The organism is Salinisphaera sp., assembly GCF_002729955.1.
Taxonomy (GTDB): domain Bacteria; phylum Pseudomonadota; class Gammaproteobacteria; order Nevskiales; family Salinisphaeraceae; genus Salinisphaera.
Genome location: NZ_PBYA01000004.1, coordinates 101984 through 118783, shown reverse-complemented (window position 1 = coordinate 118783; position 16800 = coordinate 101984). Strand labels below are relative to the sequence as shown.

Genomic DNA, 16800 nt, shown 5'->3' with positions numbered 1-16800 from the left:
GCGCCGGCTTCCGTATGGAACGTTTCAGCCGCACGGCCGTGCTCACGTTCGACCGCCCGCCGGCGCATGTGCTGGATGCCACGTCGCTGCGTGAACTGGCCACACAGCTGGACGCGCTCGAAGCCGATCGCGATATCAGTACGCTTGTGATCACCGGCGCCGGCGAGCGTTTCTTCTGTGCCGGCGATGATCTCAACATGTACGACGGCATCAGCCCGGCTGTCGCCCGCGAACTCACATGCCTGCTGGCGGCCGTGGTAACCCGGCTACACGATTTTTCCGGCCTCACGCTCGCTGCCATCAATGGCTGGTGTCTGGGCGCCGGGCTGGAATGCGCGCTGGCCTGCGATATTCGCATCGCAGAACGCCATGCCCGTTTGGGCTTGCCGGAAGGGCGGGTCGGGCTGCTGCCCTGTGGCGGCGGCACGGCCACGCTGGCGCGCCAGATCGGCCGTGGCTGGGCCAAGCGGCTGATTCTATGCGGCGAAACCGTGGACGTGGAAACCGCCGAGCGTATCGGGCTGGTCGAACAGTCGGTGGCCGGCGGCGAGAGTCTGCCGGCCGCACTGGCGCTCGCCCAACAGGCCGCCCGCCAGAGCCCGACCGCGCTTGCGGCCACCAAGCGGCTGATCGACGCCAGTCAGGGCGCGGCGCTGACCAAGGCGTTGGCCAGCGAGCGGGCGGCTTTTGGCACGCTGTTCGAAACCGCCGACGCTGCCGAAGGTGTCGCCGCCTTTCTGGGCAAACGCGAGCCCGTATGGACACACGACAGGAGCCGCAATCGATGAGCGAAGCAACGAACGACAGCAGCGTGGTGTTCGAGGAACGTAGTACGGCCAAAGGCTATTGCGTGGCCTTTGCCCAGCTCAATGCACCCCGGGCGCTGAACTCGCTGTCGCGCACGATGATCGACCGCCTTCAGGCGCAACTCGACGCCTGGGCCGAGCGCGACGATATCGTATGTGTCGTGCTTTACGGCGCCGGCGAGAGAGCCTTCTGTGCCGGTGGTGACGTCATCGGGTTGTACAAGGCGATGACTGCGACCGCCGACGCGCCCAGTGCGGATGCCGAAGCTTTTTTCGCCCGCGAATACCGGCTCGATCATCGTATTCATCGCTATCCCAAACCGGTGTTGTGCTGGGCAACCGGCACGGTCATGGGCGGCGGCCTGGGTGTGATGGCCGGGGCCAGCCATCGCGTGGTCACCGAATGCAGCCGGATTGCCATGCCTGAAGTCACCATCGGGCTGTTTCCGGATGTGGGTGCGAGCTGGTTTCTGGGGCGCATGCCCCAACGCATCGGCCTGTTTCTGGGGCTGACCACCACGCCCATGCAGCCAGGCGATGCGCTCTGGCTGGGCCTGGGTGACTATCGCATCGACTCGGGCCAGCGCGAGGCGGTGTTTGCCGCGCTCACGCAGCTGGACTGGCAGGGCGAGCGCGCTGCCGACGATGCGGTACTCGCACGTGGCCTGCACGAATTCGAGGACGTCGCCGAAAGCGACAACGCACGGCGCGAATCCATGCTCTTTGCCAATCAACAGACCATCGCGCGGCTGACCGATACGCCCAGCGTGGCGGCGTTCACTCAACGCCTGGCCGAGCAGGCCGAAGCCGACGATTGGTTCGCCCACGGCGCCAAGGCCATTGCCGGCGCATCGCCGTTGTCGCTGACGGTGGTACATCGCCAGCTCGCCCGCGATCCGAAACTGTCGATCGAACAGGTGTTTCAGCGCGAACTGGCGATGGCCATTGCCTGTACCCGCCGGCCCGATTTCGCCGAGGGCATCCGTGCCCTGCTGGTCGACAAGGACAAGAACCCGCAGTGGACGCCGACCACGCTGGATGCGGTTACGTCCGAACAGATCGCGGCCCATTTCACGCTGCCCGACGATTACGCGCAGCACCCGCTGGCCGATCTTTAACCGGCTACGGCCAGCGCCCAAAACAGACAAACGATTACGACAGGGAGGAGAGAATGGCCAAGGAAATCGCTTTCATCGGCCTGGGCAACATGGGCGCGCCGATGGCCGCCAACCTCATCAAGGCCGGCTATGCGCTGACGGTGTTCGACCTGGTCGAACAGGCCATGGCCGATGCCGTGGCACTGGGCGCCGAGCGCGCCGAGAGTGCGGCCGCCGCGGCGCAACAGGCCGATATCGTCATCTCCATGCTGCCGGCCGGCCAACATGTGGCCGCGCTTTATCAGGGCGAGGGTGGGCTGTTGGACGTCGTCGGCCAGGAAACGCTGCTGGTGGACTGTTCGACCATCGACGCCGAAACTGCACGCCAGGTGGCTGCAGCCGCGGGCGAACGCGGGCTGTCCATGCTCGATGCGCCGGTCTCCGGCGGCGTCAATGGCGCCAAGGCGGGTGGCCTGACCTTCATGGTGGGCGGCGAGGCGGCCGCGGTTGAAAAAGCGAGCGCCTTGTTCGACGTCATGGGCAAGACCTATTTCCATGCCGGGCCCGCCGGGGCAGGCCAGGTCGCCAAGATGTGCAACAACATGCTGCTGGGCATTCTCATGACCGGCACTTCGGAAGCCATCAACCTGGCCGTGGCCAACGGCCTCGACCCGAGCGTGGTGTCCGACATCATGAAAAACGCCTCGGGCGGCAACTGGGCGCTCAACGTCTACAACCCCTATCCCGGCGTGATGGACAACGCCCCGGCCTCGAACGGCTACAAGCCCGGCTTCGGCGTGGATCTGATGTTGAAGGATCTGGGCCTGGCCATGGACTCCAGTCTGAAGAAAGGCGTGGCCACCCCGCTGGGCTCGATGGCCCGCAACCTGTATTCGGTGCATAGCCAGGCCGGCCACGGGGGCGACGATTTTTCAAGCATTCTCAATCTGTTGCAAGGCTATTCCAGCGACAACGCAAACGGCTGAATACGAAGCCGCGACGATTAAAACCATAACGACGGCGGGCATAAAACGAACCCGCCGAACGCGATAAAAGGAGAGGGCGATGCATTCGGCAGACGCATTCAAGGCCGCGCGCCAACAGCTGTTGGACCTGCGCGAGGACTATGCCCGGGCCTACGAGGCCTTCAAGTGGCCGCAGCTCGACGAGTTCAACTGGGCACTGGACTGGTTCGACGATTATGCCCGCGGCAACGACAAGATCGCTCTGTGGCTCGTCGATGCCGATGGCAGCGAACAACGCTACAGCTTCGAGGCCATGCGCCAGCGCTCGAATCAGGTGGCCAACTTCCTGCGGGACCACGACCTCGGCCGCGGCGATACGCTGCTGGTGATGCTCGATAACGTGGTCGAGCTGTGGGAGACGATGCTGGCCGCAATCAAGCTGGGCGCGGTGGTGATTCCGGCCACCACCCTGTTGTCGCAGAAGGATCTGGGCGATCGCCTCGGCCGTGGCGGGGTCAGCCATATCCTGGCGGCCGAAGAGCATATCGCCAAGTTCGAGGGCGTGGCCGACGGGCTCACCTGTATCGCCGCAGGCGAGCCGGTCGGGCAATGGATCGGCTATGAAGCAGCCTACGAATGCGCCGCCGAGTTCGAGCCCGTGGGCACCACCCATGCCGCGGATCCGATGCTGCTGTATTTCACCTCCGGCACCACGTCCAAGCCCAAGCTGGTGCTGCATACACACCAGAGCTATCCGGTGGGCTCGTTATCGACCATGTACTGGCTTGGCCTGCAGCCGGACGATATCCATTTCAATATCAGCTCGCCCGGCTGGGCCAAGCATGCGTGGTCCAATCTGTTCGCGCCCTGGGATGCCGGCTGTACGGTATTCGTCTATCGCAGCGCGCGTTTTTCCGCAACGGATGCCCTGCAGGTGATCGCCGACAAGGGCGTGACCAGCCTGTGTGCACCGCCCACCGTCTGGCGGCTGCTCATTCAGGAGGATCTCTCGGCTTACGATGTGAAGCTCAAAAGCCTCGTCGGCGCCGGCGAGCCGCTCAATCCGGAGGTCATCGCACGCGTCGAACGCCTCTGGGGCCTGAAAATTCGCGATGGCTATGGCCAGACCGAAACCACCGCCCAGATCGGTAACCCGCCCGGTCAGCCGATGAAATCCGGCTCCATGGGCCGGCCGCTGCCGGGCTATCGTATCGCGCTGCTCGATGCCTTTGACGAAGAGGTCGGCGAAGGCGAAATCGCCATCGACGTACGCGCCGATCGCCCGCTCGGGCTCATGCAGGAATATCGCGACGATCCCGAGCGTATGGCCCAGGCCCTGCACGACGGCTATTATCGTACCGGCGATGTCGCCAGCCGCGACGAAGACGGCTACTACTGGTACGTCGGCCGTGCGGATGATGTATTCAAGTCGTCCGACTACCGCGTCTCGCCGTTCGAGCTGGAGTCGATTCTCATTGAGCACGAATCCGTGGCCGAGGCCGCCGTGGTACCCGCGCCCGATGATCTGCGCCTGAACGTGCCCAAGGCCTATGTGGTGCTACGCCGTGGCCACGAACCCGGTCGCGAGGCCGCGAAAGCGCTGTTCGAATTCAGTCGCGAGCGTATGCCGGCCTATATGCGTATCCGCGAACTCGAGTTCGCGGAACTGCCCAAGACGATCTCCGGCAAAATTCGGCGCGTCGAGCTGCGTGCCCATGCCGCCGGGGACGACAACGGCGAGTTCGCCTATAGCGAAACCGATTTCCCCGAGCTCAAGGCATAGCGCGGGCTGCACAATGCCGAGCTGTGGTCGGGGCTGTTCGCAGCCCTGGCATCGCAGCGCGCCCGCGTCTGGATCAGCCGGCCTTGTCTGGACATCGGGGTAGCCTGTTCGCGGGTCGGCCTCACCACCATCCGGTGGTCAGGCGGTGCAGCACATGCCACGTGCCGCCAAGCAGACGCGTGAATCGCCGCGGGAAGAGGAAAGCGAAGGCGGCGAGAAACACGATGGCGCCAATCAGCCAGCCCAACCCAACCGATGGCTCGTGGAAGGGAAAAGGGTGAAAGGCGAGGCGTTTGTTAAGGGCAAACCACAGAAAGGCCGCAGTCGGCACGCTAAAGAAAAGCGACGCTGCCGCGCCCGCGAGGCGGTCGCCCCAGCTGTCGTGCTTTTGCTTTCGTGTTGGCCGCCGTCTCATTGCGTACGACGTTACTGGCTCGGGCGGTTCGCGGCCAGGCGTCGAACGCGCCAGTCGAGCGCGGGCGTCAGCCGCGCTGTGCACAGGCGGCACAGGTGCCGCCGATTTCGATGGTTTCGTGATCGATGGTGAAACCGGCGCGCTTGGCTTCGCGGGCCAGGGCCGTGTCCACGGCCGGGCTGGGGATTTCGGCCACGCGTTCGCAGGCCCGGCAGATCAGAAACTTCGGATGGCCGTCGCCGTGGGCGGCGTCGCAGCCGATGAAGGCGTTGAGCGATTCGATCTTGTGGATGAGGCCGGCATCGAGCAGAAAATCCAGCGCGCGATAGACCGTGGGCGGGGCCGCATTGCCGCGTTCGGCGTTGATCGAATTGAGCAGATCATAGGCCTTGGTCGGCCGATGATTTTCCCAGATCAGCTCCAGCACCCGGCGACGAATCGCGGTCAGGCGCAGCCCCTGTTGCGCGCACAGCGTTTCAGCACGGGTCAGTGCATCGTGGATACAGGCGCCATGGTCGTGGCCGCTGGCATCGAATACGGAATTTTCGGGGGCTTGAATCATAAGTGCGAGCGTGCACGCTTCGAGTCTAAAAGGCTAGGGCTTCCCTAGACACCCGATACGTGCGCACGTTCATGGTGGCAGGCGTGGCTGCTACGCGTGAGCCGATAATTCTGGATATGCGCCGCGGCCAGCAGCAGGCCGCCGGCTACGGTCACGGCGCGTTCGACGCTTTCCGCGCCCAGCGCATGCATTCCGAACGCGGCCACGACCAGCATGAAGACCCCCGCAACGCCCAGCGCGGGCACGAGCGCGTGGCGGTGGCGCCAATAACCCATGCCCAGGGCAATGGCGGTGGTGGGCACGACCACGACCAGAATGATCTGGTGGAAGGTGGTATGGGAGACAAAGGAAAACCCGAACACCGGGAACAGCGCGATCAGCAGGGGAAACGCCAGACAATGCACCAGGCAGATGCCCGAAAGGATCACTGCGGCCTTGTCGAGTTTGTCGGTAACATTGGAAGACGAGCCTAGGCTCACGGCGATGCCCTGAACGAAAAATATTCAATCGTTAGTATATAACATTTAAAGCGGAGCAAGCGATGGCAGACATATATATCGGGCAACACGCACGGCGCTGGCTGTTGTTCACCCTGGCCGGCGTACTGTCGCTGCCGCTTGCCGCCTGTGGCAGCTCCGAGGCGCCCGATTGCGGCGGGCTGCGCGTGGACGAGCCGTGGGTGCGTGCCGCGCCGCAGGGCGCGGATGTCATGGGTGCGTATTTCACCCTGGCCAACGACGGCGAAGGCAAGGTGGTGGTCAACGGCGTATCCAGCACCCAGTTCGACCGTGCGGAAATGCATGAAACCGTGGTCAACGATAACGGCCAGGCCAGCATGCAGCCCATCGAGCGGGTCGTGATCGTGCCTGGCGAAGAGGTGGCCTTCGAAGCCGGCGGGCGCCACGTCATGCTGTTCTCGCCCAGCCAGGCGTATGCCGCGGGCGATCAGGTGGAGCTGGTGCTGGCCTGCGGCGCCGATCAGGCCGAATTCCCGGTCGCGGCGACCGTGCGCGCCGACGGCCCGGACGAACAGATGCAGCACGGTGGACATGACATGGGCGGCATGAACCACGGCGATGCCGCGCACGACAGCGACGAACCGGCGCTGTCCGAGGATACCGACAGCGCCGGCAGTGCCAACGAAGACTCGGCCAGCGCGGAATAGGAAGCTCATGCGTTTTACCAAGATGCACGGCCTGGGCAACGACTTCGTGGTAATCGACGGCACGCAGGCGCCCGTGGTGCTCGACGAAGTATCGGCCCGGGCAATCGCGGATCGACATTTCGGCATCGGCTGCGACCAGATTCTCATCGTGGAAGCGCCGCGCAGCGCCAACGCCGATTTCGGCTATCGCATCCTCAACTCGGACGGCAGCGAATCCGGCCAGTGTGGCAACGGCGCGCGCTGCTTTGCACGCTATGTGCGCGAGCAGGGGCTGACCGAAAAGCGCGAGATCGTGGTCGATGTACGCGACGGCCAGATGGTGCTGGAAAGCCTCGGCGACGACCACTATCGGGTGGCGCTTAGTGTACCGGCGTTCAATCCGGCCGATATCCCCTTGAGCGGCTTCGATATGGCCGATGAATATCGGCTTGAAGACGTAGCTGCACGCACCATTCGCTTCGGCGCGCTGTCGATCGGCAACCCGCATGCGGTTTTGCGCGTAGAGGATATCGATAGCGCCGATGTCGAAGCCGTCGGCCCCGCGCTGGAAAGCCATCCGGCCTTTCCCGAGCGGGTGAACGTGGGCTTCATGCAGGTGGTCACGCCGCAGCATATTCGGCTGCGGGTCTACGAGCGCGGCGCGGGTGAAACGCTGGCCTGTGGCAGCGGCGCGGCCGCGGCGGCGATCGTGGGTATGCGCGCCGGTGTGCTCGAACCCAGCGTGGCCGTCGAGCTGCCCGGCGGTACGGCCACTGTGGAATGGGCCGGCGAAGGCAAACAGGTATATTTGAGCGGGCCGGCCGAGCGCGTATTCGATGGTGAACTGGTATTGTCGAAGGCGGGCGGTTGAAACGAATTGCCCTGGTCTGGCGCGATTCGTGCGTTGCCTGGCAACGGGCAGGTCTACACCTCTTGGAAGAGATGCTCCGACATGAACGAAGCTGAAAAACAAACGCCAACGCCGGCCCTGGACGAAGCCGAAGTCGCAGCCTATCTGCAGGCACACCCGGGTCTGATCAACCGTTATCCGGCCGTGCTGGAGGCGCTGGAGGTCTCCCACGACAGCGGCAACGCGGTTTCGCTGATCGAGCGTCAGGTCGCCGGCCTGCGGACCACCAATCGCCAGCTGCAGGCCCGCTTCAACGACCTGGTGGAAACCGCCCGCGACAACGAGCAGCGCGTGGTTCAGCTCAACCGTGTGGCCAAGGTGTTGGTGACGGTACAGAGCGCGGCCGAACTGGTGCCGCAACTCACGCAATGCCTGCAACAGCATCTGGATGTGGACGATATCTATGTCGGCCTGTCGGGCACGGCCGCCGATGTCGAAGCCCTGGCCGATGGTCAGATTCATGCGATTAGCGACGACAGCCCGGCCGGCAAGGCGCTCACCAACGTCTATCGCCGCGGCAAGCCGATCTGCGGGCCGATCTCCGAACAACAGTCGGAAGCGCTGTTTGCCACGCGCAGCAACGATGCGCCGGCCATGGCGAGCGCGGCCATGATCCCGCTGGGCGCGCACGGCGTGCACGGGGCTCTGGTGCTGGCCAGCCGCAAGGGCGAGCGTTTCGTTCCGGACGTGGGCACGCTGTTCCTGGAACTCACCGGCGAGCTGGTCACCGCCGCGCTGCAGCGCCTGCTTGGCCGCGACGCATTGCCCTAGCCTTGATTCGGGCACCGATCGCATCGTGAGCGCGCTTACCGACCGGGTCGACGCGTTTCTGGCCCATCTCACCCACGAACGGCGCATGTCCGCCCATACCCAGGCCGCCTATGCACGCGATCTGGGCAGTGCCGCCGACTGGCTGGAAGCGCGAGGGCTGGCCGACTGGCGCCGTGTGACCACCGCCGACCTGCGCGAATTCGTGGCCGGCCGGCATCGAAGCGGTCTGAAACCGGCCAGCCTGGCACGGCTGGTTTCTGCGCTGCGCAGTTTCTATGTCTGGCAGATGCGCGAGGGCCTGGCCCTACGTAACCCGGCCACCGACGTACGCGCGCCCAAGCGCCCGGTGCGCCTGCCGGAAACCGTGGACGTCGACGATCTGGCCGCGATGCTCGACGTGACCCCCGAAGACGATCTCGAGATTCGCGATCACGCCCTGCTGGAGCTGTTCTATTCCGCCGGCGTGCGTCTGGCCGAAGCCGTGGGCCTGGATATCCACGACGTGGACCTGGCCGACGGCGAGGCCCGCGTGCTCGGCAAGGGCTCGCGCCAGCGCAGCGTGCCGATCGGCTCGCGGGCGATCGCCGCGCTCGAACGCTGGCTGCGGGTACGCCCGCAGCTGGCCGGCGCCAACGAAACGGCCCTGTTCGTCTCCCAGCGCGGCAGCCGGCTGTCGCGCTCGAGCGTGGCCGCCCGCATGCAGCGCTGGGCGGTGCAAAACGGCCTGCCCGTGCATCTGCATCCGCACAAGCTGCGGCATTCCTTTGCCACCCATCTACTCGAATCCAGCGCCGACCTGCGCGCGGTTCAGGAACTGCTGGGCCACGCCAATATCGGCACCACGCAGATCTATACCCATCTGGACTTCGCCCACCTGGCCAAGGTCTACGACGCGGCCCACCCGCGCGCGGGTCGGCGTACCGAGCCCGACGAGGCTTAGCTTCAGACCAAGCGGCTGTCCCGGCCCTGCGCCGACTCCGACCTTTGTAGAACGCCCTGCATGCGCGCTGGCCGCTAAGCTGAACGGTGGCCGAACGGCCCCGCGAAACGATTGCTTGAATCGGCTCGCGCATGGCCCCAACTCGAAACAGATCGACGTCAACGCAGGGCAAATGCTTTGAAACAATTCGACGGCACAACAATTCTCGCCGTGCGCCATAACGGCAAGGTGGCCCTGGCCGGCGATGGCCAGGTTTCCATGGGCGACACCATGTTCAAGGGCAATGCGCGCAAGGTGCGCCGGCTCTATAACGACAAGGTGCTCGCTGGCTTTGCAGGCGGCACGGCCGACGCCTTCACGCTGTTCGAGCGTTTCGAAGGCAAGCTTCAGGAACATGGCGGCCAGCTGGTCAAAGCCGCGGTCGAAATGGCCAAGGACTGGCGTACCGACCGCGCGCTGCGGCGCCTGGAAGCGCTGCTGCTCGTCGCCGACGAAACCGCCACGCTGATGATTTCCGGCAACGGCGACGTCATGGAGCCGGAATTCGCCTGCATGGCGATCGGCTCGGGCGGCTCCTATGCCCAGGCAGCCGGGCGCGCGCTGGTCGAACATACCGACATGGATGCGCCCACCATCGCCGAAACCGCGATGCATATCGCAGCCGATACCTGCATCTATACCAATCACCACATCACCGTCGAGGTGCTGGACAATGTCTGATACAGCCTCCGAGACCATGGCCGACGACAGCCGCGAACAAGCCGCCGTGCTGCCGCGCCACGAAATGACGCCGCGCGAGATCGTGGCCGAACTCGACCGCCACATCATCGGCCAAGGCGAAGCCAAGCGCTCGGTCGCCATCGCGCTGCGCAACCGCTGGCGGCGCATGCAGCTGGATGAATCCATCCGCGGCGAGATCACGCCCAAGAACATCCTCATGATCGGCCCCACGGGTGTGGGCAAGACCGAGATCGCCCGTCGACTGGCCAAGCTCGCCAACGCGCCGTTCACCAAGATCGAGGCGACCAAGTTCACGGAAGTGGGCTATGTCGGCAAGGAAGTGGATTCCATCATCCGCGACCTGGTGGAAGTGGCCATCAAGATGACGCGCGAAGCCGCCAAGAAGGCGGTGCGCATCAAGGTCGAGGACGCCGCCGAGGAGCGCATTCTCGACGCGCTGCTGCCCAAGCCGAGCACCTGGGACGAAGCCGGCGAATCCGATCAGAAGGCGGTCGAGTCCAGCGCCACCCGGCAGGTATTTCGCAAGCGCCTGCGGGAAGGCAAGCTCGACGACAAGGAAATCGAGCTGGAGCTGCAGCAGGGCGGCCAGAGCTTCGAGATCATGGCGCCCCCGGGCATGGAGGAGATGACCAATCAGCTCCAGTCCATGTTCCAGAACATGAAGGGCGACAAGACCAAGCGCAAGAAGATCAAGATCAAGGACGCCTACCGTCAGATCGTGGACGAAGAGGCCGCCAAGCTGGTCGACGAAGAGCAGATCAAGACCCAGGCCATCGATCAGGTGGAAAACTCGGGCATCGTCTTCATCGACGAGATCGACAAGGTCTGCAAGCGCTCGGACGCCGGCGGCGGCTCGGGCGGGGACGTCTCCCGCGAAGGCGTGCAGCGCGACCTGCTGCCGCTGGTGGAAGGCTCGACCGTGTCCACCAAGTACGGCATGGTCAAGACCGACCACATCCTGTTCATTGCCTCCGGCGCCTTCCACGTGGCCAAGCCCTCGGATCTGATCCCCGAGCTGCAGGGCCGTCTGCCCATCCGGGTCGAACTCGACGCCCTCAAGGCCGAAGACTTCGTGCGCATCCTCACCGAGCCGCACTGCTCGCTCACCGAACAGTACGGCGCGTTGATGAACACCGAAGGCGTGACCATCGAGTTCACCGACGACGGCGTACACCGCATCGCCGAGATGGCCTTCAAGGTCAACGAAGGCACCGAGAACATCGGCGCCCGGCGCCTGCACACCGTCATGGAACGGCTGATGGAGGAAATCTCCTTCGAAGGTCCGGACAAGGCCGGTGAAACGCTCAAGGTCGACGCCGAATACGTCGACTCCAAGCTCAAGGATCTGGCGGCCGACGAAGACCTGTCGCGCTACATCCTGTAACGCGAGCGCGCTATGCTCGAGTCCGACAGGTCGGTCTCGAGCGCGGCATTGCTCGAACGAGCCGGGGCGGGTTTATCCTGTCCCGGCTTTTTTTGGTTGTTCTTGGAGGCAGACTCGTCCGCCAATGAACGCGAACGCAGCAAGCTGCCAAACGCAAAGGAAGACAAGCGAATAGCTTTAAACGATTTCGTGAACGACCACGTATAGGCGTGGAGTCGAATATGTGTAAGTCGGCGTGCTTCTGCGTGAACCACAAACAACGGAGCCGGCTACTCGGTCGGCTATCGCAAAGACTCGCTGACGCTGAACACATCCATTTGCGCTCATCCGCGTTCATTTGCGGACTGTCTTGATTGAACACGCCCCCAAAACCGAACCCGAAAGGTGACCCATGGACGCCCCGACAGACATCACCCTGCATCAGAAATCCAAGGTGCTCGAAGTCGAATACCCCGACGGCGCCAATTACAAGCTGCCGCTGGAATACCTGCGTGTGTACTCGCCGTCTGCCGAAGTGCGCGGCCACGGCGGCCCCATGCAACTGGTCACCGGCAAGCGCGACGTCGGCGTGGAGAAGATCGAACCGGTCGGCAACTACGCCATCCAGCTGTACTTCGACGACGGCCACAACACCGGCATCTTCTCCTGGCAGACGCTGCGCGAACTCGGCGACCAGTACGAAGACAACTGGAACGACTACCTCAAGCGCCTCGAAGACGCCGAAGCTTCAAGGGACAAGCTCTGGCACTAGGGGCTTGGCGCAACGCGTGCCGCGTCGTATTTTGTATTACAAATGCAATGCATCGAGGCGCCGCCATGAAAACCGCTTCTATTCCTGCCGTTCGTGTTTCGCCCGAGTTACGTGAAGCCGCCGAACGGGTATTGCGCGATGGCGAAACGCTGTCCGCCTTCGTGGAAGCGTCGATTCGCGAGCAAATCCATGTGCGGGAAAGCCAGGAAGCATTCATCGCCCGCGGCCTGGCAGCACGCGAAGAAGCACAGCGCACAGGCGAATACTTCACGGTAGATGAAGTTCTCGACGGGCTGGATGCCGTCGCCGAAGAAAACGCGCGGGCTCGTGGCAAATGACCTATCGCGTGGTCTTCACGCGCCAGGCGCGTGACGACCTGACGCGTCTCTACGATTTTCTCGACAGGCGCGACCCCGCCGCTGGCGCCAACGCGCGCGTCGCGATACGCAAGGCGTTCGGCCTGCTCGCCGACTTTCCTTTCACCTGCCGCAAGGCGGCCGAAGAAAGGCCGTTCCTGCGTGAACTCGTTATCAGCTTTGGCCGGGCGGGTTATGTCGATCTGTTCGAAATCAGCGACGAGGCGACCGTAACCGTCCTCGCGGTTCGGCACCAGCGCGAGCGTGACTATCTTTAGTCGTGCGGTAGCGCCGCCATTGAAAAGTCATGCGAGTAGGTCGACAGATCGCATCAGCGAACATAAAAGATCTGCCCGGTTTGACAGCCCTCAATGCTCTTTTGGTAAGCCATGCCGACGCGCTCGCCCGATACGCTCTCGAAGCCTGGGAAGAACGCGCCGTACTTGGACCAGGACTCATCCAGCACTGACGGATTGACGACATTCAGCCGAAGACCTCGCTGGAGTTCGCAGCTTGCGCTGCGCACGAAGGCTTCCACGCCCCCGTTCGCCATGGCCGCGGACGCACCGCAGGCAATCGGATCGTCGACCATGACGCCGCTGGTCAAAGTGAAGTTCCCGCCGTCCGCGAGGTAGTGCTGACCGACAAGGACAGTATCGACCTGGCCTTTGAGCTTGCTCTCGATCGCCGTCTCGTTGTCGGCTGGCGTGAGTTCGCTCAAGGACTTGAACGCGGCACCACCGGCCGCGACAACGACCGCCTCGACTTGCGCAAGGCGTTTGAACATCGAGTCAATCGACTCTGGCGACGTCATGTCGACCGTCATATCCGGACCGTGGCGGCCCGCGCGAACGATGTCGTGACGATCTCCCAAACGGTCGACCACAGCCTGTCCGATCGTCCCGGCTGCGCCCATGATCAAGACCTTCATACGGTTCTCCTTTTAGCGATTTGCTCAGCCCTTTCCGAACTCGCAGAAGTGATGAATTGCCATTTCGGCGCGCGTTGCGCTACGCGTGCGAGTGACTCCCGGCATGCGATCGGCGAACTCATCTAGGTCGCTCGGTTGCCGGCTAGTGTGCGGTCACCGGGCCGCCCGGGGCATTAGGCAAAGCGCGCGGCTTGCTCTCGAAACGTGCGTTACCGCGATTGCGCCGGGCGTTCATTTCGCCGCGGGCGGAAGCGGTAGGCGGTCGGCGTAAGCTCTGTGTGACGCTCGAAGAGATCGATAAAGCTGGAAACGTTCTGATAGCCGAAGGACAACGCGATCGATGTGACAGATTGATCGGTCTGTTCAAGTATTGCGCGTGCATGATCAACCCGCGCTCGAGTGACAGCCGCCTGAGGAGATGATCCATATTTACGACGAAATAGCCGCCGGAAGTTCGCATGAGAGAAGCCATGGTCTCGCGCGACCGATGCGATCGAACTGTTGCATGTGGGGTCGAGCAGTCGATTGTGAGCGTGGTTCAGCCGCGCCATGCGACGGTCGCCGTACCTGCCACGCGGCGCGACCGGCTGCACCAGCGTGGCCGCGAGGATATCGATGCTGGGCCGGATAATGGCTAGCAGGACCGAACGGTTGAACTCAGCCTCACGCGCGAGATAGCGGATAAAACGAGTCGCATGGGATGTAAGCACGATCGTCTGCGCGCCGCGCGTACTGTCGCGCGTGAATCGCGTGTCACCGTAGGGCAGGTCGATGATCAGAAAAGACCCGCCGATCGGGACATTGAACGAATGCCGCGTTCCCTTTGAAAACATGACCGCTTTGAACAGGTCTGCTTGCCCGCACTCTCCATCGGCCTCGAATTCGATGGGCGCGTTTAGCGGTATAACGAGTTGATGCTGCTGATGTACATGGACGTTTCCGTCGAATACGCAGGGGGATAGACGGATGTTCTCGCCGAGCGTCTGCGAGCTGTTCCAATCTCGCGTGTCGATTCGATGCATCCCACCACCGCGCGCAACCGGTTGTCAGATGCAGCTATTTCTATAGCATCATTCGGGTCAGCTCAAGTGGCGGACGTTGTGCATGTCAACAGTAGCCAGGCACGAGACAGCTACACCTCTGTTGCGGCTTTCATTCTGCGTTTGTTGAGTCAGGGCTACTAGCCCGATTATTAGAGAGTTTATTTTCAGTCGAGGGGCGTCGGTTAGAGTTCCGGGCCTATGAATGCGCGTGGAGCAGGCGGCTATCCGGTCAAAACGATAGTTTTGTACCAGCAATGTCGCTCGCTGGTCGTTCGTCATTAAGACCCGGCTGCGCTTAAAGAACGCGTGGGCCCATGCCCGCTGCGATACGCTTTACCGCAGTTTTTGCGCGTAGTAGTTTCACAGGAACTGCTTTAGCAATAGAAGGTTAGCGATGTTGAGACCGCCCCTGGATGATGCCCGTCTGAAAACGCTGGTCGATGCGGCCGGGCTGGAACTCCCGCCCGAGCGCCGTGAGGTGTTGCGGCCGGTGCTCGACGGCGTGCTGCAACAGCTCGATCGACTCTACGAGGTACAGGTCGATGAAACCGTGCCGGTGCATTCCTTCGATGCACGCTGGGAGGCCGAACGATGAACGATATCCTGTCGCTGTCTGCCGCCGAGCTGGGCGCCAAACTCAAGGCCCGCGACCTGTCGCCGGTGGGCGCCGTCGAGGCCTGCCTCGAACGCATCGAAGCCACCGAGCCCAAGCTCAATGCCTACGTGCGCGTATTGGCCGACGAGGCCCGTGCTGCTGCCCGCCAGGCCGAACAGGAGATTGCTGCCGGAGACTGGCGCGGGCCGTTGCACGGCGTGCCGGTGGCGCTCAAGGATCTTTACGATCTGGCAAATGTGCCCACGACCGCCTCGTCGCGCGTGCGCGAAGACTGGACGCCGACGACCGACAGCGCGGCCGCCGAACGGCTCAAGCGGGCCGGCGCGATTATTCTCGGCAAGACCCATACCCACGAATTCGCCTACGGCATCAGCACGCCGACCACCCGCAACCCGTGGGATACCGAGCGCACGCCCGGCGGTTCAAGTGGCGGCTCCGGTGCGACGGTGGCGGCGGCCGGGGCGTTCATGGCCATGGGCAGCGATACCGGCGGCTCCATTCGTATCCCCGCCGGCTTGTGCGGCACCGTGGGCCTGAAGCCGACCTTCGGCCGGGTCAGTCGCGCAGGCATCACCTCGCTTTCCTGGGGGCTGGATCATGCCGGCCCGCTGACGCGTACGGTCGAGGATGCGGCGCTTTCGCTCCAGGCCCTGGCCGGCCATGACCCGCGCGACCCCGGCAGCGTCAACGAGCCGGTGCCGGATTATCTGGCCGGTCTGAGCGACGGTATCCAGGGCCTGCGCGTTGGCGTGCCGACGAACTATTTCTTCGACCGGGTGGACAGCGAAATCGAAGCCGCGGTGCGTGAGGCCTACGCGCAACTACAGGCACTCGGCGCCGAACTGGTCGAGGTCGAACTGCCCATGGCCGACCAGTTCGTACCGGTCGAGTTCGGCATCATGATGCCGGAGGCCAGCGACTATCATCGCGACATGCTGCGCGAGAAGGCCGAGCTGTATAACGACGACGTGCGTGTATTGCTCGAAGCCGGCGAACTCGTGCCGGCATCGGCCTACATCCGCGCCCAGCGCGTACGCTATCTTATTCAGCAGGCATTTCGCAGGCTTTATGAAAAAATAGACGTGATCGTGGCGCCCACGACGACCGCGCCGGCGGTCACTGCAGGCACAGAGTCCGTCACCTGGTCCAACGGCCGTGAAGAGTCGCTGATGTCGGCCTATACACGCTTTGCCGTGCCCGGCAACGTGACTGGTCTGCCGGCCATGAGCGTGCCCTGTGGCTTTACCGAGCACGGCCTGCCGATCGGCTTCCAGGCCATCGGCCGTCCCTTCGACGAAGCTACGGTGTTACGCCTGGGTGCGGCATATGAGGCTGCTACGGATTGGCACCAACGCCGCCCGGATATCTGAGTGTAGGCTCAGGCGGCGCGGCAACGACGATTCGGTTGTCGAGCCTCGCCGCCACTGGCCATCCCGGTAAAGCCGTACTGCCCCGCGATACAGGGTCATTCGGGTGTTGTATGTCGAATTCGTGGCGCCGGCTCAAAGCCTTGGGCTAATTGGTTTCCGCAATCCGTAATGAAGCACCCTGTCCCCAGGGATCTGGTCAGATCGCGAGATGTCCG

Annotated in this window: 19 protein-coding genes; 15 read left to right on the top strand and 4 right to left on the bottom strand. The window is 63.5% G+C overall.

Translation table 11 applies throughout. The features are described 5' to 3' along the window. Positions 1-14 precede the first annotated feature (14 nt). The 4 genes from CMN27_RS01165 (at position 15) to CMN27_RS01150 (ending at position 4651) form a co-directional block, all read left to right on the top strand. Positions 15-788: an enoyl-CoA hydratase gene (locus CMN27_RS01165; RefSeq protein ID WP_293623568.1), complete on the top strand. Its 774-nt coding sequence runs from the start codon at positions 15-17 to the stop codon at positions 786-788. Then, positions 785-1924: an enoyl-CoA hydratase/isomerase family protein gene (locus CMN27_RS01160; protein WP_293623567.1), complete on the top strand. Its 1140-nt coding sequence runs from the start codon at positions 785-787 to the stop codon at positions 1922-1924. Before CMN27_RS01165 ends, CMN27_RS01160 begins: the two co-directional genes overlap by 4 nt. Positions 1925-1977: 53 nt before the next feature. After that, positions 1978-2889, top strand: a complete 912-nt coding sequence (mmsB, locus tag CMN27_RS01155; RefSeq protein ID WP_293623566.1) for a 3-hydroxyisobutyrate dehydrogenase — start codon at positions 1978-1980, stop codon at positions 2887-2889. Between the two features lie 79 nt (positions 2890-2968). Beyond that, positions 2969-4651 carry an AMP-binding protein gene (locus CMN27_RS01150; protein WP_293623565.1) on the top strand — a complete coding sequence of 561 codons (1683 nt, stop codon included), beginning with the start codon at positions 2969-2971 and terminating at the stop codon, positions 4649-4651. Positions 4652-5133: 482 nt separating this feature from the next. Here CMN27_RS01150 and CMN27_RS01145 read toward each other — a convergent pair whose 3' ends face one another. Next, complete coding sequence (locus CMN27_RS01145; RefSeq protein WP_293623564.1) at positions 5134-5628, bottom strand: Fur family transcriptional regulator; 495 nt, start codon at positions 5626-5628, stop codon at positions 5134-5136. A 44-nt stretch (positions 5629-5672) separates the two neighbouring features. Then, on the bottom strand, positions 5673-6107 hold the full coding sequence (locus CMN27_RS01140) for a MerC domain-containing protein (protein WP_293623563.1): 435 nt from the start codon (positions 6105-6107) through the stop codon (positions 5673-5675). 62 nt (positions 6108-6169) lie between these two features. Between CMN27_RS01140 and CMN27_RS01135 the strand changes: the two genes are divergently transcribed. From CMN27_RS01135 to CMN27_RS01095, 9 genes are all read left to right on the top strand, one after another. Next, a complete protein-coding gene (locus CMN27_RS01135) occupies positions 6170-6793 on the top strand; it encodes a copper chaperone PCu(A)C (protein ID WP_293623562.1) in 624 nt (207 codons plus the stop codon). Positions 6794-6800: 7 nt separating this feature from the next. Then, on the top strand, positions 6801-7643 hold the full coding sequence (dapF, locus tag CMN27_RS01130; protein ID WP_293623561.1) for a diaminopimelate epimerase: 843 nt from the start codon (positions 6801-6803) through the stop codon (positions 7641-7643). 81 nt (positions 7644-7724) lie between these two features. Then, a complete protein-coding gene (locus tag CMN27_RS01125) occupies positions 7725-8453 on the top strand; it encodes a DUF484 family protein (RefSeq protein ID WP_293623560.1) in 729 nt (242 codons plus the stop codon). Between the two features lie 25 nt (positions 8454-8478). After that, positions 8479-9393: a tyrosine recombinase XerC gene (gene xerC / locus CMN27_RS01120; protein WP_293623559.1), complete on the top strand. Its 915-nt coding sequence runs from the start codon at positions 8479-8481 to the stop codon at positions 9391-9393. Between the two features lie 177 nt (positions 9394-9570). Next, positions 9571-10113, top strand: coding sequence for an ATP-dependent protease subunit HslV (gene hslV, locus CMN27_RS01115; protein ID WP_293623558.1), 543 nt, complete (start codon positions 9571-9573; stop codon positions 10111-10113). 64 nt (positions 10114-10177) lie between these two features. Continuing rightward, positions 10178-11518 carry an ATP-dependent protease ATPase subunit HslU gene (hslU, locus tag CMN27_RS01110; RefSeq protein WP_366515381.1) on the top strand — a complete coding sequence of 447 codons (1341 nt, stop codon included), beginning with the start codon at positions 10178-10180 and terminating at the stop codon, positions 11516-11518. Positions 11519-11909: 391 nt separating this feature from the next. Next, the gene (locus tag CMN27_RS01105) at positions 11910-12269 is read left to right on the top strand and encodes a DUF971 domain-containing protein (RefSeq protein ID WP_293623556.1); all 360 of its coding nucleotides are present in this window, start codon (positions 11910-11912) and stop codon (positions 12267-12269) included. 65 nt (positions 12270-12334) lie between these two features. Beyond that, positions 12335-12607, top strand: coding sequence for a YlcI/YnfO family protein (locus tag CMN27_RS01100; RefSeq protein ID WP_293623555.1), 273 nt, complete (start codon positions 12335-12337; stop codon positions 12605-12607). Further along, on the top strand, positions 12604-12903 hold the full coding sequence (locus CMN27_RS01095) for a type II toxin-antitoxin system RelE/ParE family toxin (RefSeq protein ID WP_293623554.1): 300 nt from the start codon (positions 12604-12606) through the stop codon (positions 12901-12903). The genes CMN27_RS01100 and CMN27_RS01095 overlap by 4 nt, the downstream gene beginning before the upstream one ends. Before the next feature lie 53 nt (positions 12904-12956). Here CMN27_RS01095 and CMN27_RS01090 read toward each other — a convergent pair whose 3' ends face one another. Both CMN27_RS01090 and CMN27_RS01085 read right to left on the bottom strand, forming a co-directional pair. Further along, complete coding sequence (locus CMN27_RS01090; protein ID WP_293623553.1) at positions 12957-13556, bottom strand: short chain dehydrogenase; 600 nt, start codon at positions 13554-13556, stop codon at positions 12957-12959. A 209-nt stretch (positions 13557-13765) separates the two neighbouring features. Then, positions 13766-14578, bottom strand: coding sequence for an AraC family transcriptional regulator (locus CMN27_RS01085; RefSeq protein ID WP_293623552.1), 813 nt, complete (start codon positions 14576-14578; stop codon positions 13766-13768). A gap of 415 nt (positions 14579-14993) precedes the next feature. Here CMN27_RS01085 and CMN27_RS01080 point away from each other — a divergent pair, with 415 nt between their 5' ends. Both CMN27_RS01080 and CMN27_RS01075 read left to right on the top strand, forming a co-directional pair. Further along, complete coding sequence (locus CMN27_RS01080) at positions 14994-15194, top strand: hypothetical protein (RefSeq protein WP_293623551.1); 201 nt, start codon at positions 14994-14996, stop codon at positions 15192-15194. Further along, positions 15191-16585, top strand: a complete 1395-nt coding sequence (locus CMN27_RS01075; protein ID WP_293623550.1) for an amidase — start codon at positions 15191-15193, stop codon at positions 16583-16585. Before CMN27_RS01080 ends, CMN27_RS01075 begins: the two co-directional genes overlap by 4 nt. Positions 16586-16800: the final 215 nt, after the last annotated feature.